This window comes from Nonomuraea sp. NPDC001684, from assembly GCF_053596515.1.
In genome coordinates this window covers 1-19,016 of sequence record NZ_JBSFGJ010000165.1, presented here as the reverse complement: position 1 = coordinate 19,016, position 19,016 = coordinate 1, and the positions used below count along the sequence as shown (strand labels likewise).

Genomic DNA, 19,016 nt, shown 5'->3' with positions numbered 1-19,016 from the left:
CTCAGAGCGGTTCAGAGGGGGCTTCAGGCGGACCGGGACAGCGTGCCGGGCTCGACGCCGTGCTCGAAGGGCAGGCCCTGGGCGTGCCGGGCCAGCTCGTCGAGCGCGAGGTCGGCCATCCTGGCCAGCTCGCCGCCCAGCGAGCCGGCGACGTGCGGCGTGACGAGCACGTTCGGCAGGTCGTAGAGGGGCGAGTCGGCGGGCAGGAACTCCGGCTCGGTGTGGTCGAGCACCGCGTACAGCCGTCCGGAGGTCAGCTCGGCGATCAGCGCGTCCTGGTCGACCAGGGCGGCCCTGGCCGTGTTGATCAGCGTGGCGCCGTCGCGCATGGCGGCCAGCCGGCCCGCGTCGATCAGGTGGCGGGTCTCGGGCAGGTCGGGCGCGTGCAGGCTGACCACGTCGGAGCGGGCGACCAGCTCGTCCAGCCCGACCCGGCGCGCCCCCAGGTCCTCCGTCAGGTACGGATCGCTGACCAGCACCTCGAAGTCGAACGGCCGCAGCAGCTCGATCACCCGCCGCCCGATCCTGGAGGCCCCGACGACGCCGACCACCCGCCGGTAGTTGCCGAAGCCGGGGAAGCGGGCGTCCCAGTCGTCGTTGGCCCGCCGCGCCCGGTAGGCGCGGGCGATGTCGATCACCCGCTTGTTCGCGAACAGGATCGCCGCGAGCGTGAACTCGGCCACCGGCTCGGCGTTGGCCGAGGCGGCCGAGGAGACCACGATGCCGCGCTCCCAGCAGGCGTCGGTGACGTGGTGCTTGACCGAGCCGGCCGCGTGCACGATCGCCCGCAGCCGGGGCGCGCGGGCCAGCACCTCGGCGGTCACCGGCGGGCAGCCCCACGAGGTGAGCAGCACCTCGGCCTGCGACAGGTCGGCGTCGTCGAACGCGGCGACCTCGGCCCGGACGTCGGCCACCCGGGCCAGCCGGGCGCGCACCTCGCCGGTGAGCATGCGCCCGGCGACCTCGGCGGCCATGGCGACGACCGTCACCGGCTTGTTCATGTTCTCCCCCGAGAGCTCGTTCACTTGACGCTGCCCGCCGTCATCCCGGCCTTCCAGAACCGCTGCAGGGACACGAACACCAGCAGCAGGGGCACCACGGACAGCAGCGACCCGGTGATCACGAGGCTGTGGAACTCGGGGAAGGCGTTGCCCTGCTTCTCCCAGCCGTACAGGCCGAGGCTGAGCGGGTAGAGCCGCTGGTCGCTCAGCATGACCAGGGGCAGGAAGAAGTTGTTCCAGATGGCGGTGAACTGGAACAGGAAGATCGTCACGTACGCGGGCAGCAGCATGGGCAGCGCCACGGACACGAACGTGCGCAGCTCGCCGGCCCCGTCGGACCTGGCCGCCTCCAGCACCTCGCCGGGCACGTACCCGGAGGAGAGCACCCGCGCCAGGTAGACGCCGAACGGATGCACCAGCACCGGCACGAACACCGACCAGAACGTGTTCACCACGCCGACCTTGGAGGCCAGCAGGTAGAGCGGCACGGCGGTGGCGGTGGTCGGCACCAGCACGCCGAGCAGCACCAGCCCGAACATCTTCTCCTTGGCGAACCAGGAGTACTTGTCGAAGGCGTAACCGCACATCACGGTGACGAACGAGCTGACCGCCGCGCCGACCCCGGCGTACAGGACGCTGTTGAGGTACCAGCGGAAGAAGACGCCGTCGCCCTCCTGCGCGACCGCCCTGATGTTCTCGAACAGGTTGAAGCCGGCGAAGGAGAAGCCGGGCGTCGAGTACAGGTCCGACAGCGACTTGGTGGAGGCGAACAGCAGCCACGTCAGCGGCAGCAGCGTGTAGAGGGCGGAGATGATCAGCAGCACGTTGACCGTGGCGCGGGACATCCACTTCACCGGCGGTTCCCCCACTTCGTGACGGCGTAGGACAGCACGGCGGCGAGCAGCGCGAGCAGGATGGAGGCCGCGCCGGCCTGGCCGTAGTCGTTGTTGCCGAACGCCTCGTTGTAGGCGTACATGTTGGGCGTCCAGGTGCTGACGACGCCGTCGCTGACGTTGTCGAGCACCATCGGCTCGGTGAACAGCTGCAGCGAGCCGATGATCGTGAACAGCACGGTGGTGACCACGGCGCCGCGGATCAGCGGCACCTTGACCTGGAGGGCGACGCGCAGCGGGCCGGCGCCGTCCATCCTGGCCGCCTCGACGACCTCGGCCGGGATGGCCTGGAGCGCCGCGAAGTAGATGATCATGTTGTAGCCCACCCACTCCCACAGCGCGATGTTGACCACCGAGCCGAGCACGTGGTCGCCGCCGAGGAAGTCGACGTCGCCGAGCAGGTCCACGATGGGGCTGATGCCGGGCAGGTACAGGTAGAGCCAGATCAGCCCGGCGATCACGCCCGGCACGATGTGCGGCATGAACAGCGCGAGCTGGAAGAACTTGCCCAGCCTGGCCAGCCCGGAGTCCAGCAGCAGCGCCAGCGTGAGCGCGCCGCCGATCATCAGCGGGATGTACAGCACGCAGTAGCCGAGGATGACCAGGAAGCCGTCGGTGAAGGCGGAGTCCTTCAGCGTGTCCAGGTAGTTGCCGAGCCCGACGAACACGGTCTCCGCGCCGCCGAAGCCGAGCCCCGACGACTTCTCGCTGAACAGGCTGAGGTAGACCGCGTAGGCCAGCGGGGCCACGATCACGGCCGCGAACAGCGCGAAGAACGGCCCGACGAACAGCAGGATCGCCCCCCGCCGCCGCCACCCCTCGCCGCCGCGACCGCTTCCTACTGGAGGAGTCACAAGCTGCCTTTCGGTGGGTCGCGGCGGAGCCGGCGCTCCGCCGCGAGCGTCGTGCTACTGCTGGGCGACGTTGAGGCCGCGGCTCTTGATCTCGCCGACGGTGGCCGTCTGAGCGGCGTCCAGCACGCCGGGGATGGTGGTGCCGCCGCTGGAGACCTTGCCGAGGGCGTCCTTGAAGGTGGTCAGCGTCTGGACCATGCTCGGGCCCCACGTCCAGCCGGGCTGGACCGTCTTGTACGACTCCGCGAACAGCGCGTAGATGTCCTGGCCGCCGTAGAAGGAGGCGTCGAAGCTCTTGGCCGCGACCGGCACGAGGTCGGCGATGGCCGGGAAGCCGCTGGAGGTGCCCGAGGACAGGCGGGCGGTCCACGCCTCCTCCGAGCCGGTCAGCCACTTGACGACCTCGACGGCGGCCTTGGCGTTCTTCGACCCCTTGCTCACGCCGAACGTGGTGCCGCCGAGCATGCCGCTGGCCGGGGTGCCCCAGTTCGGGATCGGCGCGATGGCCCACTTGCCGGCCTGGCCGGCGTGGTTGCCCTTCATGACGCCCGCGCCCCAGTTGGCGCCGACGTAACCCCAGAGGGTGTCGTCCTCGAAGGCGGCGTTCCACTCCTGGCTGAAGGACGGCTGGACCTTCAGCAGGTCGTCCTTGACCAGGCCCTGCCAGTACTCGGCGACCTTCTTGCTGGGCTCGTCGTTGATCGTCACCTTCCAGGCGTCGCCCTCGGTGCCGAACCACTTGCCGCCCGCCTGCCACGACAGCGCGGCCAGCACGCTCGGGTCATCGGGGAAGAAGGTGGCGATGCGCGACTTGCCGTCGGCCTTCTTGACCTTCTCGGCGGCAGTGCGGAAGTCGTCCCAGGTCTTGGGGACCTCGATCTTGTTCTTCTCGAACAGGTCCTTGCGGTAGAAGAACACCTGCGGCGCGGCGTCCATGGGCAGCGCCCACGCCTTGCCGCCCAGCTCGACCAGGCCGAAGACCTCGGCCGGGTACTTGGACTTGACGTCGGCCACGTCGGCCGAGATGTCCTGGAGGGCGCCCTGGTTCACGAAGTCGGGCAGCTGCGGGTACTCCACGGACATGACGTCGGGGGCGTTGCCGGCCTTGACGGCGTTGGAGAACTTGGCGTAGCCGCCCGCGTTGCCCGAGGGGATCTCCTCGTACTTGATCTGGACGTCCTTGTGTGACTTGTTGAAGGCGTCCACGACCTGCTGGGTGCCCTTGGCCCAGCCCCAGAAGGTGACCTCGGCGGGCTTGCCCGCCTCGCCCGCGGGCTGCGCCGGCTCCGTGCTGCCGCACGCGGCGGCGAGCAGGCTCATACCGGCCAGCAGTCCGGCAATGCCGGCGCTCTTGCGTCCCATCGATGGCTCCTCATCGCTTCGATCGATAAGGCATCATTCGCTCATACTCGATCGGTTGTCTAGAGAGAGGCCACAAATCGATCAATAACGAAATGGATGCGTAACGTCACGGACGCGGCGCGACCGTGGATTCCCGGACCCTCAGCTCGGGCAGCAGCGCCACGTGCTGGGCAGGGCGCCGCGGGCCCTCCTGGATCCGGCTCACCAGCAGGTCGACGGCACAGCGGCCGACCGCGGCCTTGGGGGGCGCGACGGCCGTGAGCGGGGGGTCGCTGAGCGCCGCCACCTCGTCATCGTAGGCGACCAGCGACACCTCTTCGGGAATGCGCACCCCGGCCGTCCGCAGGTGCTGGACCAGCAGCAACGTGTCCTCGTCGTTGTGCACCAGCATGGCGGTGACCCCGCCCCTGATCGCCGCGACCACGTCGGCCACCTGCTCGCGCGAGGGCCCCTCCTGCGCGACGTCGAGGTGGACGGGCTCGGCCAGCCCCAGGTCGCGGACGGCGGCGAGGAACCCGTGCCGCACCCGGGGGGCCGTCGGGCTGTCCCGCGAGACCATCGCCAGGCGCCGGTGCCCGAGCTCGGCCAGGTGCCGGGTGCCGAGGAAGGCCCCGTGGGCGTGGTGGGAGGCCGCCGCGTCCAGCAGCGAGGCGGGCCCGCCCAGCTCGGCCCGCCGTTCGACGAGCACCGCCGGCACGCCCAGCTCGGCCAGCCAGTCCTCGTGCGAGGCGTCCGGCTGCCTGCTCGGGGTGAGCAGCAGGCCCTCGATGCCGCCGTCCACGAGCTGCCTGACCTGGGTGCGGTCCTCCTCGTCGTCGTAGCGCGAGACGCCGAGGACGAGCCGCGCGCCCAGCCGTTCGGCCTGCTCGCGGGCACCCCTGATGACCGCCGGGTAGTAGTAGGTGGCCGAGGGCACCAGCATGCCGAGGGTCAGGGAGCGCTCCCTGGCCGGGGCGGGCGCGGACTCGGGCCGGGTGATGCCGCCGTGCACGCGGTTGACCAGGCCCTGGCCGGCCAGGTGCTCGACGTCCCTGCGCAGGGTGACCATCGAGACGTTGAGCCGGTCGACCAGCTCGGCCAGGCGTACGGAACCGCGCTCGCGCACCTCGCGCAGGATCAGTTCATGACGTTGTTCGGCGAACACCGCGACTCCTTCTGACTCGACCCTACGATCCTAGCGGGAAGTGCTTTCGTTTTTGAACGGATGCTTTCGTTCGATCAGGATGCTAAGGTCCCGGCCGAGACCGGACGTCCCTTTGGAGTGCCGCATGTTCCCGCTTCCGCCGGAGGATCGAACGCTCAGCCCGTACACCGGCTGGACCCGCGCCCATTGGGAGGCGGTGGCCGACGGGCTGCTGGCCGCGGTGGAACCGTACCGCTCCGCGGACGGCGCCGTGATCACGTTGCCGGGACGCGAAAGCTGGTCGCGCTGCGACGGCCTGGAGGGGTACGCGCGCACCTTCCTGCTGGCCGCCTTCCGCGTGGCCGGCGGCGGCCCCGAGGAGCTGCTGGCCCCGTACGCGCGCGGCCTGGAGTCCGGCCCCGGCGTCTGGCAGCCGATCGAGGACCGCACCCAGCCCATGGTCGAGGCGGCCTCGATCGCCCTGTCGCTCTGGCTGACCCGCGAGCGCCTGTGGGACCGACTGTCCCCCGCCACCCGTGAACGCGTCGCCGCGTACCTGGCCGGGGCGCTGCGCCACGAGCCGGTGGACAACAACTGGTGGCTGTTCCCCGCCATGGTGGGCGGCTTCCTGTCGGCCGCCGGCCTGCACGCCGAGGAGGCCGGCGCGGCGGTGGAGCGCGGCCTGGCCCGCATCGAGCCCTGGTACGCCGGCGACGGCTGGTACGCCGACGGCGACAACCGCTCCTTCGACCACTACAACGGCTGGGCCATGCACCTCTACCCGGCCCTGCTGGCCCACCTGGGGGGCCAGGGCTCCCCCGGGCCCCGCCTGCGCCGCTTCCTGGAGAGCTACGCCCTCACCTTCGACCAGGACGGCCGCATGGTCTACCAGGGCCGCTCCCTCACCTACCGCTTCGCCTCGGCGACCTCGCTCTTCGCCGGCGCCCTGCTGGAGGCCACCCCGCTCTCCCCCGGCCAGACCCGCCGCATCGCCTCCGGCGTCCTGCGCCGCTTCCTCGACGAGGGCACGCTCTCCCCCGAGGGGCTGCTCACGCTGGGCTGGCACGGCCCGCACGAGCCCTCGCTGCAGTCCTACTCCGGCTCGGCGTCGCCGTACTGGGCGTCGAAGGCGTTCCTCGGGCTGCTGCTGCCGGCCGGCCATCCGGTGTGGACCGCGACCGAGGAGCCCGGCCCCACCGGCCTGGCCGCGCTGCCCGGCCCGGGACTGGTCGTCCAGCACACCGGCGACGTCGCCCGCCTGCTCAACCACGGCAGCCAGCACCACCCCGGCGACCCCCTGTACGACCGCTACGCCTACTCCACCCGCACCGCGCCGACGACGGGCGTCCCCGACAACCACTTCGGCGTGGTCGGCCCGGACGGCACGGTCGCCGGGCGCGGCACGATCACCCCTCGGGGGGCGGGCTCGGCGGGCGACCTGGCGTGGGCCGCGTCGGCGGGCGCCGGTGTGGAGAGCCTGAGCGTGATCAGGGGGGCCGTCGAGGTGCGCGTCCATCGGGTCGCGCCCGGCTCGGCGGTCCGGCAGAGCGGCTGGGCGCTCGTCGCGTCCGCCGACCAGGCCGACCAGACCGACCAGACCGACCAGACCGGCGGGCCCGGCGCCCGGGTCCGGGTCCGGGTCCGGGACGGCGGCGGGCTGGTCTCCGAGCTGGCCGCGATGCGCGGCTACAGCCGGGCCTACGTCGCCGACGACCCTGAGGGCAGCGCCTTCGGGGCCCCGGCGGCCGTGCCGGTGCTGGAGGGGGTGCCGGCGGACGGCTGGGCGGTCAGCGCGGCCGTCCTGGACGGCGGCCCGGCCGGGACGCCGTCGACGGCAGCTGACGACATCCCGCCGACGGTGCCGTCGGCGGCGGTGACGGCTGACGAGATCACGCTGACCTGGCCCGACGGCACCCGCCACACCTTCCAGGTCCGCCCCCCGGACACCGCCGCCTGACGGCCCCGGCTCAGGCCAGGAAGGCGCGCAGGAGGGCTGCCGTGCCCTCCAGGTGCTCGGCCATCGCCCGGCGCGCCGCGTCCGGGTCGCCGGCCAGGATGGCGTCCACGATGGCCCGGTGCTGGGCGGCCGCGTGCTCGATGTTCACCTGGAGCATCGGGATCGCGTTCAGCAGGTCGCTCACCCGGGAGCGGGCGTCGGCGCACGTCGCCGCGAGCAGCGTCGAGCCGGTCAGCTCGGCGATCGACAGGTGGAAGGCCGTGTCCAGGCGCCGGTAGTCCTCCAGGGGCGCCGCGTCCAGCTCGGCCAGCCGGCGCAGCAGCACCTCCCGCTGGGCGGGGGTGAGCTCGGCCGCGGCCAGCACCTGCGCCGCCCCGCACTCGACCGCCAGCCGGAACGTCAGCGCGTCCGACAGCTCGGCCATGCCCATGTCGGCCACCGCCTGCCGCAGGTCGCCCGCGTCGGGCCGCGGCGGGACATAGGTGACGAACGCGCCGCCGTACCGGCCGCGCCGCACGTCGAGGTAGCCCGCGTCCTGAAGGGCGCGGATGGCCTCGCGCAGGGTGACCCTGCTGATGCCCAGCCGCACGGCGAGCTCGCGCTCGGGCGGCAGCTTGTCGCCGTACGCCACCACGCCCAGTTTGATCGCCTGGAGCAGCCGTTCCACGGTCTCCTCGAAGGCGTTTCCCGCCTTCACCGGGCGCAGCACTGTCATCAAACGCGCCGAATCGTCCAAGGTGTCCTCAGGTCTTGACAAGCGATCCCGGCATGCACATCAATGGTCTGAGACTAGCCCAATCAACGGGAAAGCGCTTCAGAGCAGATCGGAGCGACCTAGGGTGAGCGAACCAGCGGGCGACGGATTCCTGTCCGTCGAGGAACTGCGGGGCGAGGTCGCCTCCGGCCGGATCGACACGGTGCTGCTCGCCGTCGCCGACATGCAGGGCAGGTTGCAGGGCAAACGGCTCTCCGCCCGCTACTTCCTGGACGAGGTGCTGCACCACGGCTCCGAGGGCTGCAACTACCTGCTCGCGGTCGACGTGGACATGAACACCGTCGCCGGCTACGACATGTCCTCCTGGGACCGGGGCTACGGCGACTTCGCGATGAAGCCCGACCTGTCCACCCTGCGCCGGGTCCCCTGGCAGGACGGCACCGCCCTGGTCATGGCCGACCTGGCCTGGGAGGAGGGCGGCGAGGTCACCGCCTCGCCGCGGCAGATCCTGCGCCGCCAGCTCGCTCGCCTGGCCGAGCGGGGCCTGGCCGCGTACGTGGGCACCGAGCTGGAGTTCGTCGTCTACGACGACAGCTACGAGGACGCCTGGCAGCGCGCCTACCGCGACCTGACCCCCGCCAACCTCTACAACGTCGACTACTCCCTCCTCGGCACCGCCCGCGTCGAGCCGCTGCTCCGGCGCATCAGGCGCGACATGGAGGGCGCCGGCATGTACGTCGAGTCGGCCAAGGGCGAGTGCAACCTCGGCCAGCACGAGATCGCCTTCCGCTACGACGAGGCCCTGCGCACCTGCGACAACCACTCGATCTACAAGAACGGCGCCAAGGAGATCGCCGCCCAGGAGGGCCGCTCGATCACCTTCATGGCCAAGCCGAACCAGCGCGAGGGCAACTCCTGCCACATCCACATCTCGCTGCGCGGCCTCGACGGCGGCCTGGCGATGGCGGGCGAGGGGCCGTACGGACTCTCGCAGCTCGGCGCGCGGTTCATCGCCGGGCAGCTCGCCCGCATGCGCGAGCTCACTTTGCTGTACGCCCCCAACGTCAACTCCTACAAGCGTTACGTGCCCGGCAGTTTCGCGCCGACCGCCGTCAAGTGGGGCGTGGACAACCGCACCTGCTCCCTGCGACTGGTGGGCCACGGGCCGTCGCTGCGGGTGGAGAACCGGGTGCCGGGCGGGGACGTCAACCCCTACCTGGCGGTGTCGGCGCTGATCGCGGCCGGCCTGGACGGCATCGACCGGGAGCTGCCGCTGGAGGACGCCTTCGAGGGCAACGCCTACGACTCCGGCGCCGAGACCGTGCCGCACACGCTGCGGGACGCGCTCGCCCTGTTCGAGGGGTCGAAGCTGGCCAGGGAGGCGTTCGGCGACGACGTGGTCGAGCACTACGCGAACAACGCGCGCGTGGAGCTGGCCGCCTTCGACGCGGCGGTGACGGACTGGGAGCTGTTCCGTGGTTTCGAGCGAATGTGACGGTAGGCATGAGGATCGTTAATCCGGCGACGGAAGAGGTCGTCGCCGAGGTCGAGATGGCCGACGCGGCCGAGGTCGACCGGGCGGTGGAGCGGGCCGCGAAGGCGTACCGGAGCTGGCGGGAGGTGGCGCCGGGCGACCGGGCGCGGCTGCTGCGCCGCTTCGCCGACCTGGTGGACGCCCACGGCGAGGAGCTGGCCCGGCTGGAGCTGGACAACGCCGGGCACCCGATCGGCAACGCGCGCTGGGCGGCCGGGGCCGTCCGCGACGTGCTGCACTTCTACGCCGCCGCCCCCGAGCGCAACCACGGCAAGCAGATCCCGGTGCCCGGCGGCGTGGACATCACGTTCCAGGAGCCGCTGGGCGTGGTGGGCGTCATCGTGCCGTGGAACTTCCCGATGCTGATCATGTCGTGGGGCGTCGCCCCGGCGCTGGCGGCGGGCAACACGGTGATCGTCAAGCCGGCGGAATGGACTCCGCTCACGGCGCTGCGGCTGGCCGAGCTGGCCCTGGCGGCGGGCCTCCCCGAGGGGGTGCTCCAGGTGCTGCCCGGGGCAGGGGAGGTCGCGGGGGCCCGGCTGGTCGAGCATCCCGGCGTGGCCAAGATCGTGTTCACCGGCTCGACGGAGGTGGGCAAGGAGATCGCCGCCAAGGCGGCGGCGCAGGTCAAGCGGGTGACGCTGGAGCTGGGCGGCAAGTCCGCGAACATCGTCTTCGCCGACTCGGATCTCGAAAAAGCAGCAAAAACAGCCCCTTATGCGGTCTTCGACAACTCCGGCCAGGACTGCTGCGCCCGCTCGCGCATCCTCGTCCAGGCCGAGGTGTACGACGAGTTCCTGGAACGCCTGTCGGCGGCGGTGCGCGGCGTCAAGGTCGGCGACCCGCTCGACGAGTCCACCGAGATGGGCCCGCTGATCAGCGCCGAGCACCTGGAGCGCGTCCGCGGCTTCGTCGAGGGCACGCCCTACCTCCAGGGCGACTGCCCCCAGGGCAAGGGCTTCTGGTTCCCGCCGACGGTGCTCACCTCCAAGGTCACCGACCGCGCCTTCACCGAGGAGATCTTCGGCCCGGTCGTGTCGGTGGTGCCGTTCGCCGACGAGGCCGAGGCCGTGCGCATCGCCAACGACACCCCGTACGGGCTGAGCGGCTCGATCTGGACGCGCGACGTCGGGCGGGCGCTGCGGGTGGCCCGCGCGGTGGAGTCGGGCGCCCTGTCGGTGAACTCGCACTCCTCGGTGCGCTACTGGACCCCGTTCGGCGGCTTCAAGCAGTCCGGCCTCGGCCGCGAGCTCGGCCCCGACGCCTTGACGGCCTTCACCGAGACCAAGAACGTCTTCATTTCATGGGAGTAGGTACAGTGCAGCGATTGCAGGACCGGGTGGCCGTGATCACCGGCGCGGGCAGCGGCATCGGGCTGGCCACGGCGCGCAGGTTCGCGCAGGAGGGCGCGAGGGTCGTCTGCGTCGACATCGACGAGGAGGCCGGGGCCAAGGCCGCGGGCGAGGTCGGCGGCCTCTTCGTCAAGGCCGACGTGACCAGCGAGGACGACGTCGTCCGGATGTTCGCCACGGCCCACGAGACCTACGGCAGCGTGGACGTCGCCTTCAACAACGCCGGCATCTCGCCGCCCGACGACGACTCGATCCTGGAGACCGGCCTGGACGCCTGGCGCCGCGTCCAGGAGGTGAACCTGACCAGCGTGTACCTGTGCTGCAAGCACGCCATCCCGTACATGCGGCGGCAGGGCAAGGGTTCGATCATCAACACCGCGTCGTTCGTGGCGGTGATGGGGTCGGCCACGTCGCAGATCTCGTACACGGCCTCCAAGGGCGGCGTGCTGGCGATGTCGCGCGAGCTGGGCGTGCAGTTCGCCCGCGAGGGCATCCGGGTCAACGCGCTGTGCCCGGGGCCGGTGAACACGCCGCTGCTGCAGGAGCTGTTCGCCAAGGACCCCGAGCGGGCCCAGCGGCGTCTGGTGCACATCCCGGTGGGCCGCTTCGCCGAGGCGTCGGAGATCGCCGCCGCCGTGGCGTTCCTGGCCAGCGACGACGCCTCCTTCATCACGGGGGCCGAGTTCCTGGTGGACGGCGGCATCTCCGGCGCGTACGTGACGCCGCTGTGACCCGTCCGGTCATCGGCGTCACGACGTACGTCGAGCCCGCCCGGTTCACCGTGTGGGACCTGCCCGTCGCGCTGCTGCCGTACATGTACGTCGAGAAGATCGTCCAGGCCGGCGGGCAGCCCGTGCTGCTGCCGCCGGCCGGCGATCCCGCCCAGGTCGTGGGGCGGCTCGACGGTCTCGTCCTGGCCGGCGGCGGCGACGTCGACCCGGCCAGGTACGGCCGGGCGGCGCACGAGCGCACCGGCTACGTCCGGGAGTTCCGGGACGAGGCCGAGTTCGCCCTCCTGGCGGCGGCCCTGAAGGCCGGGCTGCCGTTCCTGGGCATCTGCCGCGGCCTGCAGGTGCTCAACGTGCTGCTCGGCGGCACCCTGCACCAGCACCTGCCCGACGTGACCGGGCACACCGGCCACTCCCCCGCGCCCGGCGAGTTCGGCCACCTGCCGGTCACGCCCGTCCCCGGCAGCCGCCTGGCCAAGGTGCTCGGCACGGACCCGGTGGCGGTCCCGCACTACCATCACCAGGCCATCGACCGGCTCGGCCGGGGCCTCACGGTCACCGCCACGGCCGGCGACGGGACGATCGAGGCGGTGGAGCTCGACTCCGGCGGGTTCGCGGTGGCGGTCCAGTGGCACCCGGAGGCGGGCGACGGACCGGCGCTCTTCGAGGCGTTCACGGCGGCCTGCTGAGACCGTTACTGGAAAGCTTCTTTACCTTTTCTGCGCCCTAAAATCCCGCGAAATCCCAGCTCAGGGGGCCATACCACCGCGTTATAGGAAACTTGTTGGGTACCGGGTCGCGCCATCCCGGTGTCACCCTGTGTTCATCCCCAGCCGGCCGGGGCTCTTCCACTCCACACCCCCCTGAGGAGCCAGAGAGTGAACCCCAAACTCAGGTTGGGGGCTGCCGCAATGCTCGCGCTAGCCCTGACCACCAGCTCGCTGGTGGGCGCCACGAGCGCCACAGCCCAAGCGTCGCAGGTGGCCGATCCTCCCAGCCCCGACGAGCGCAGGAACGCGATCGCCACCGCGCACAACGCGATCCTGGCCGACTCGGCGGCATTGCTGGCATCCGAGCAGGACACGTTCACGCTGACGTCGACCGTCGAAGGCGTCCGCGGCCTGCAGTACCTGACCTACGCCCGTAAGCACGCGGGCCTGCCCGTCTACGGCGGCGACGTGGTCGTCGCCACGGACGCCTCCGGCGCGGTGGTCGACACGGTCGCCACCGGGCAGCGCACGAAGATCGGGATCGGCACGAAGGCGAGGGTCACCGCGGCCCAGGCCGCCGTGACGGCCAGGGCCAAGGTGGCCAGGGTCGAGACCGTCGCCACGCCCGTGCTGTCCGTGCACGCCACCACGACGACCCCGCGGCTGGCCTGGGAGGTCCTCGTCACCGGCGCCACCGCCGCCGGTCACGAGACCAAGCTCCACGTCTACGTGGACGCCCTGACCGGCAAGGTCATCGACGACTGGGACGAGGTGCGCGACGGCACCGGCAACAGCTACTACGTCGGCACCGTCACCATCGACACCAGCCCCTCGTACACGATGCGCGACCCCCGCAGGAGCGGCGTCGCGTGCGGCGGCCAGAACGGCTCGCCGTACACGAAGACCACCGACACCTGGGGCAACGGCTCGGGCACGAACCTGGAGACCGCCTGCGTCGACGCGCTCTACGCCGCGCAGCGGGAATGGGACATGCTGAGCGCCTGGCTCGGCCGCAACGGCATCAACGGCCAGGGCGGCGGCTACCCGGCCCGCGTCGGTCTGGCCGACGTCAACGCCTACTGGAACGGCCAGTACGGCTCCTTCGGCCACAACTCCGCCAACTCCCAGCAGCTCACGTCGATGGACGTGGTCGGCCACGAGTTCGGCCACGGCATCTTCCAGTTCACCAGCGGCGGCTCGGGCAGCGGCAACGAGACCGGCGGCATGAACGAGTCCACCGGCGACATCTTCGGCGCGCTCACCGAGGCGTACGCCAACAACCCGAACGACCCGCCGGACTACCTGGTCGGCGAGGAGGTCAACCTCTCCGGGTCCGGGCCGATCCGCAACATGTACAACCCGTCGGCCCTCAGCCACCCGAACTGCTACAGCGCCTCCATCCCGAACACCGAGGTGCACGCGGCGGCCGGTCCGCAGAACCACTGGTTCTACCTGGTGGCCGAGGGCACCAACCCCTCGGGCAAGCCCGCCAGCACCCGCTGCGACAACGGCGCCGCGATCACCGGCATCGGCATCCGCAAGGCCGGTGAGGTGTTCATGTCCGCGCTGAACACGAAGACCCAGCCGTGGACGCACGCCAAGGCCAGGGTCGCCACCCTCCAGGCCGCCAAGACCCTGTACCCGGGCAGCTGCACCGAGTTCAACGTGGTCAAGAACGCCTGGGACGGCGTCAGCGTACGGGCCCAGTCCGGCGAGCCGACCTGCACCCAGGGCAGCAACGACTTCTCGGTCAACCTGAACCCCGCCTCCGGCAGCGTCACCCCCGGCCAGAGCACCACGACCACGGTGAGCACCACCGTGACCGGCGGCTCGGCGCAGTCGATCACCCTGCGGACCGGCACCCTGCCGGCCGGCGTGACCGCCTCGTTCAGCCCGGCCACCATCACCGCGGGGCAGAGCTCGACGCTGACGATCACCACCTCGGCGAGCAGCCCGCAGGGCAGCCACTCGATCGCCATCACGGCCGACGGCGCCGACGTGGACCGCCAGGCCACCTACAACCTGCAGATCGGGCAGAGCTCGCCGAACGACTACTCCTTCGGCGTGACCCCGTCGTCGGCCTCGGTGCAGGCCGGTCAGTCGGCCACCGCCACGGTCAGCACGCAGGTCACCGCCGGTCAGGCGCAGAGCATCGCCCTGGCGGCGAGCAACGTGCCCGCGGGCGTGACGGTCAGCTTCAGCCCGTCCACGATCACCGCCGGGCAGTCGTCCACGGTGACGTTCGCGACCACGAGCGGCGTGACGCCCAGCACGTACACGATCAGCCTGAACGCCGACGGCGCGAGCGCCGACCACTCGGCCTCCTTCAGCCTGACGGTGGGCGGCGGCCAGGGCACCACGTGGCAGACGTACACGGCCTACACGGCCGGACAGACCGTCACCTACCAGGGCACCAGCTACCGCTGCCTCCAGGCGCACACCAGCCTGCCGGGCTGGGAGCCGCCCAACACCCCTGCCCTCTGGCAGCCGGTCTAAGTCGCACGACCTGGGCGGCCACGCCGGGGTGGCCGCCCAACCCCCTTGAGGAGCCACAGATCGTGAACGCCATGCTCAGGCTGGGCGCCGCGGCCACCGCCGCGTTGGCCCTGACCCTCACCACGCCGGCCGGACCGGCCGGCGCCGCCGCCGACCCCGCGCCCGACATCCCCGTCGCGAACGTGACGGCGCATCTGAGCCAGTTGCAGTCCATCGCCACGAGCAACGGCGGCAACCGCGCCTCGGGCAGGCCGGGCTTCACCGCCTCGATGAACTACATCAAGGGCAAGCTGGACGCGGCCGGCTTCACCACCCGCGTGCAGAACTTCAGCGGCGGCAGCAACCTGATCGCCGACTGGCCGGGCGGCCCGGCCAACCAGACCGTGATGCTCGGCGCCCACCTCGACAGCGTCGCGGCCGGCCCCGGGATCAACGACAACGGTTCCGGCTCGGCCGCGCTCCTGGAGAACGCCCTCACCCTGGCCGCCCGCAAGCCCACCCTCACCAAGCACGTGCGGTTCGGCTGGTGGGGCGCCGAAGAGGCGGGCATGGTCGGGTCCAGGTACTACGTCCAGAACGGCGGCGCGAGCGGCGTCGAGGTGTACCTGAACTTCGACATGATCGCCTCGACCAACGCCGGCTACTTCGTCTACGACGACGACGCGGCGATCCAGCGCACCTTCAACGACTACTTCGCCACCATCGGCCTGCAGACCGAGGGTGACAGGGAGGGCGACGGCCGCAGCGACCACGCCTCGTTCAAGAGCGCGGGCGTCCGGGTCGGCGGCCTGGCCACGGGGGCCGGGGCGGTCAAGAGCTCGGCCCAGGCCGCCAAGTGGGGCGGCTCGGCCGGGCAGGCGTTCGACCGCTGCTACCACAGCGCGTGCGACAGCTACCCGAGCGCCATCAACACCACGGCGCTCGACCGCAACTCCGACGCCATCGCCTACGCCATATGGAAGCTCGCCGTGGGCACCAGCACGCCCACGGAGAACGACTACTCGATCTCGGTGACCCCGTCGTCGGCATCGGTCCAGGCCGGTCAGTCGGCTACCGCGGCGGTCAGTACCCAGGTCACGTCCGGCCAGGCGCAGAGCGTCGCGCTCTCCGCCGGGAACGTGCCGAGCGGGGTCACCGTCTCCTTCAGCCCGTCCACGGTTCAGGCGGGCCAGTCGTCCACCGTCACGATCGCCACCACCAGCGGCGTCGCGGCGGGGACGTACACCATAGGGATCAACGGCGACGGGGCGACGGCGGACCACTCCGCGTCCTTCACCCTGACCGTCGGAGGGGACGGCCAGGGCACCACCTGGACGGCTTACAAGTCGTACACGGCCGGAGACGTCGTCACCTACCAGGGGGTCAGCTACCGCTGCCTCCAGGCGCACACCAGCCTGCCGGGCTGGGAGCCGCCGAACGTGCCCGCCCTCTGGGCACGGGCCTGACCTCAGGGCCTGTTATCTGTAGGGCCTGATCCCGCGCGGGCCGGTCACCGCCGGCCCGCCCCGAGCTGCCGCGTGCGAGCTGACCTGCCATGACCGGCTCGCGCGCGGCCACCAACGCGGCCGCGACCCCGCCTCTCCGGGGCCGCGGCCGCTTTTCGCTGCGTGCGGTATGTCGCGGATGCCGCGGATGGTGGAGGGCGAAGCGCGACAACACCCCCATGACGGCACTAGGCTGACGGACATCACCGGCGAAACCGTGCGGGAGAGCACCCTGACAGCCGGTCAGGGTCCCTGAAGGAGCAAGCCCTCCCCGCGAACCTCTCAAGGCAAAGGACCGCGCGGCAGCCCTGTAAGGCGTTCTTACGGGGAGGTGACCTCTGGAAAGCAGGCCCTCGGGGCCTCGCCGAAGGTGAAAGTCCGGTAAAACTCGGGCGAAGCTCTCAGGCATCCATGACAGAGGGGGAGGATGCTGGCATCCAATCCTGTCCTGAGGTGCGACAAATGTCCCGACCTACGCCGCTACGAGACGTCCACGAGGCCCTAGGCGCCACGCTGACCGACTTCGCCGGCTGGCTCATGCCGCTCCGGTACGGCAGCGAGTCCGCGGAGCACAAAGCCGTCCGCGAGGCGGCCGGGCTGTTCGACCTCTCGCACATGGGCGAGATCTTCCTGACCGGTCCGCAGGCCGGAGAGGCCCTCGACTACGCGCTGGTCGGCCACCTGTCGGCGCTCGCGCCCGGCCGGGCCAGGTACACGATGATCGTGGACGAGCGCGGCGGGGTGCTCGACGACCTCATCGTCTACCGGCTGGCGGACGAGGAGTTCATGGTGGTGGCCAACGCCTCGAACTCCGACAAGGTCGCGGATGAGCTGAAAAATCGTACTAAGTCGTATGACGCGGCGGTCGATGACCGCTCCCAGCAGTACGCCCTCATCGCGATCCAGGGCCCGAAGGCCCAGGAGATCCTGGCCACGCTCACCGACGCCGACCTCGACGGTCTCAAGTACTACGCGGGCCTGCCCGGCGTGGTCGACGGCCGCCAGGCGCTCATCGCCCGTACCGGCTACACCGGCGAGGACGGCTTCGAGCTGTTCGTCGCCAACCAGGACGCCGTGCCGCTCTGGCGCGCCCTGGAGGCCGCGGGCGAGCCGCACGGGCTGCGCGCCGCCGGTCTGTCCAGCCGCGACACCCTCAGGCTGGAGGCCGGCATGCCGCTCTACGGCAACGAGCTGAGCTCCGACCTGACCCCGTTCGACGCGGGGCTGGGCAGAGTGGTGAAATTCGACAAGCCCGGTGACTTCGTCGGCAGGGCGGCACTGGAGGCGGTCAAGGACGACCAGCCCCGCCGCCGCCTCGTCGGCCTGGTCGCCCAGGGCCGCCGGGTGCCGCGTCACGGCTACCCGGTCACCCGCGACGGCGCCGTCGTCGGCGAGGTCACCAGCGGTGCGCCCTCCCAGACCCTGGGCAAGCCCATCGCGATGGCCTACGTGGACGCCGGTGCCGACACAGGTCTGGCCGTGGACATCCGGGGCAGCCATGAACCTATGGACCTGGTCGAGCTGCCCTTCTACAGGAGGAACAAGTGAGCAACATCCCTGACGACCTGAACTACACCAAGGAGCACGAGTGGGTGTCGGGCGTGGACGACGGCATCACCGTGACCGTCGGCATCACGGCCTTCGCCGCCGAGGCTCTTGGTGACGTCGTCTTCGTGCAGCTCCCCGAGGTCGGTTCGACCGTCGAGGCGGGTGACTCGGTCGGCGAGGTGGAGTCCACCAAGTCGGTGAGCGAGATCTACGCGCCCGTCGGCGGCGAGATCGTCGAGGTGAACTCGGCCGTGGCCGACGACCCGTCGCTGGCCAACAGCGACCCGTACGGCGACGGCTGGATGTTCCGCGTCCGCATGGAGGGCGACGCGGAGGACCTGCTGTCCGCCGAGGAGTACACGGCGCTCACCTCAGGCGAGTCCTGACACCAACGCCGGGGCCCGCCGCGGGCCCCGGCACTTCCTGAACTGAAGGGCGCCATCAATGGCGATCAGCGTCTTCGACCTCTTCAAGATCGGCATCGGACCGTCCAGCTCCCACACGGGCGGCCCGATGGCCGCCGCGCACAAGTTCGCCCGCGGGCTGCACGACGACGGCCTGCTCCCCCGCGTGGCCCGCGTCGAGGTCATCCTGTACGGCTCGCTCGGCCTGACCGGCAAGGGCCACGGCAGCGACAAGGCGGTGCTGCTCGGCCTGTCCGGTGAGAAGCCGGAACTGGTCGACGTCGACTCCGTCGACACCCGCCTGGCCGAGATGCGCGCCGCGGGCACGGTCAAGCTCTACGGCGAGCGCGAGATCCCCTTCGTCGTGGGTCAGGACCTCGTCTTCGAGCGCAAGATCTCCCTGCCCGAGCACCCCAACGGCATGCGCTTCACCGCCCGCGACGAGCAGGGCGAGACCGTGCGCGAGAAGGTCTACTTCTCCGTCGGCGGCGGCTTCGTCGTGGACGAGAAGGCCACCGGCGCCGACCGCATCAAGCCCGACGACACCGTCCTGCCCTACCCGTTCGCCTCGGGCGAGGAGCTGCTCAAGCACTGCTCGAACACCGGCCTGTCGATCTCCGCCCTGATGCTGGAGAACGAGAAGGCGTTCGGGCGCACCGAGGAGGAGATCCGCGCGGGCATCCTCAACCTGTGGCGGGTGATGTCGGAGTGCGTGCGGCGCGGCATCAGCAAGGAGGGCGTGCTGCCCGGCGGCCTGAAGGTCAAGCGCCGCGCCAACCAGCTCCACCGGCGGCTGCAGGCCGAGTCGGCCGAGAAGGACCCGCTGCAGGCGATGGACTGGGTGGCGCTGTTCGC

General features: G+C 71.1%; 16 protein-coding genes and 2 riboswitches. Of the genes, 10 read left to right on the top strand and 6 right to left on the bottom strand.

The genetic code is table 11. From position 1 onward, the window contains the following. Positions 1 to 23: 23 nt before the first annotated feature. The 5 genes from ACWCSD_RS26500 to ACWCSD_RS26480 all read right to left on the bottom strand — a co-directional run bounded on the left by ACWCSD_RS26500 (position 24) and on the right by ACWCSD_RS26480 (position 5,254). Positions 24 to 1,025 (bottom strand): hydroxyacid dehydrogenase, encoded by a 1,002-nt coding sequence (locus tag ACWCSD_RS26500; protein WP_397162508.1) that lies wholly within the window; start codon positions 1,023 to 1,025, stop codon positions 24 to 26. Continuing rightward, complete coding sequence (locus ACWCSD_RS26495; protein ID WP_352350487.1) at positions 1,022 to 1,846, bottom strand: carbohydrate ABC transporter permease; 825 nt, start codon at positions 1,844 to 1,846, stop codon at positions 1,022 to 1,024. The genes ACWCSD_RS26500 and ACWCSD_RS26495 overlap by 4 nt, the downstream gene beginning before the upstream one ends. A gap of 5 nt (positions 1,847 to 1,851) precedes the next feature. Continuing rightward, the gene (locus ACWCSD_RS26490) at positions 1,852 to 2,748 is read right to left on the bottom strand and encodes a carbohydrate ABC transporter permease (protein WP_352324984.1); all 897 of its coding nucleotides are present in this window, start codon (positions 2,746 to 2,748) and stop codon (positions 1,852 to 1,854) included. A 54-nt stretch (positions 2,749 to 2,802) separates the two neighbouring features. Further along, positions 2,803 to 4,110, bottom strand: a complete 1,308-nt coding sequence (locus ACWCSD_RS26485) for an ABC transporter substrate-binding protein (protein ID WP_397162507.1) — start codon at positions 4,108 to 4,110, stop codon at positions 2,803 to 2,805. Between the two features lie 106 nt (positions 4,111 to 4,216). Next, positions 4,217 to 5,254: a substrate-binding domain-containing protein gene (locus ACWCSD_RS26480; protein ID WP_387667859.1), complete on the bottom strand. Its 1,038-nt coding sequence runs from the start codon at positions 5,252 to 5,254 to the stop codon at positions 4,217 to 4,219. 124 nt (positions 5,255 to 5,378) lie between these two features. Between ACWCSD_RS26480 and ACWCSD_RS26475 the strand changes: the two genes are divergently transcribed. Further along, a complete protein-coding gene (locus tag ACWCSD_RS26475) occupies positions 5,379 to 7,190 on the top strand; it encodes a DUF2264 domain-containing protein (protein ID WP_449918736.1) in 1,812 nt (603 codons plus the stop codon). Positions 7,191 to 7,200: 10 nt separating this feature from the next. On the opposite strand, the gene ACWCSD_RS26470 is transcribed toward ACWCSD_RS26475, so the two are convergent. Further along, positions 7,201 to 7,905, bottom strand: a complete 705-nt coding sequence (locus ACWCSD_RS26470) for a FadR/GntR family transcriptional regulator (protein ID WP_358283588.1) — start codon at positions 7,903 to 7,905, stop codon at positions 7,201 to 7,203. A gap of 124 nt (positions 7,906 to 8,029) precedes the next feature. Here ACWCSD_RS26470 and ACWCSD_RS26465 point away from each other — a divergent pair, with 124 nt between their 5' ends. From ACWCSD_RS26465 to ACWCSD_RS26425, 9 genes are all read left to right on the top strand, one after another. After that, on the top strand, positions 8,030 to 9,400 hold the full coding sequence (locus ACWCSD_RS26465) for a glutamine synthetase family protein (RefSeq protein WP_449918733.1): 1,371 nt from the start codon (positions 8,030 to 8,032) through the stop codon (positions 9,398 to 9,400). A gap of 8 nt (positions 9,401 to 9,408) precedes the next feature. Further along, complete coding sequence (locus ACWCSD_RS26460) at positions 9,409 to 10,752, top strand: aldehyde dehydrogenase family protein (protein ID WP_397162504.1); 1,344 nt, start codon at positions 9,409 to 9,411, stop codon at positions 10,750 to 10,752. Between the two features lie 5 nt (positions 10,753 to 10,757). Then, positions 10,758 to 11,522 carry a 3-oxoacyl-ACP reductase gene (locus ACWCSD_RS26455; protein ID WP_397162503.1) on the top strand — a complete coding sequence of 255 codons (765 nt, stop codon included), beginning with the start codon at positions 10,758 to 10,760 and terminating at the stop codon, positions 11,520 to 11,522. Further along, entirely contained in the window at positions 11,519 to 12,208 is a 690-nt protein-coding gene (locus ACWCSD_RS26450; protein WP_449918729.1) for a gamma-glutamyl-gamma-aminobutyrate hydrolase family protein, read from the top strand. Before ACWCSD_RS26455 ends, ACWCSD_RS26450 begins: the two co-directional genes overlap by 4 nt. Before the next feature lie 222 nt (positions 12,209 to 12,430). Continuing rightward, on the top strand, positions 12,431 to 14,725 hold the full coding sequence (locus ACWCSD_RS26445) for a M4 family metallopeptidase (protein ID WP_449918726.1): 2,295 nt from the start codon (positions 12,431 to 12,433) through the stop codon (positions 14,723 to 14,725). A gap of 71 nt (positions 14,726 to 14,796) precedes the next feature. After that, positions 14,797 to 16,170: a M28 family peptidase gene (locus tag ACWCSD_RS26440; RefSeq protein WP_364326137.1), complete on the top strand. Its 1,374-nt coding sequence runs from the start codon at positions 14,797 to 14,799 to the stop codon at positions 16,168 to 16,170. A 249-nt stretch (positions 16,171 to 16,419) separates the two neighbouring features. Beyond that, positions 16,420 to 16,517, top strand: a riboswitch (glycine riboswitch). Between the two features lie 20 nt (positions 16,518 to 16,537). Next, positions 16,538 to 16,637: riboswitch (glycine riboswitch) on the top strand. 34 nt (positions 16,638 to 16,671) lie between these two features. Further along, the gene (gene gcvT, locus ACWCSD_RS26435) at positions 16,672 to 17,757 is read left to right on the top strand and encodes a glycine cleavage system aminomethyltransferase GcvT (protein WP_358283572.1); all 1,086 of its coding nucleotides are present in this window, start codon (positions 16,672 to 16,674) and stop codon (positions 17,755 to 17,757) included. Beyond that, positions 17,754 to 18,143 (top strand): glycine cleavage system protein GcvH, encoded by a 390-nt coding sequence (gene gcvH, locus ACWCSD_RS26430; RefSeq protein WP_352324995.1) that lies wholly within the window; start codon positions 17,754 to 17,756, stop codon positions 18,141 to 18,143. Before gcvT ends, gcvH begins: the two co-directional genes overlap by 4 nt. Positions 18,144 to 18,201: 58 nt before the next feature. After that, positions 18,202 to 19,016, top strand: an 815-nt coding sequence (locus tag ACWCSD_RS26425) for a serine dehydratase beta chain (protein ID WP_449918722.1), incomplete at its 3' end; no start/stop codon positions are given.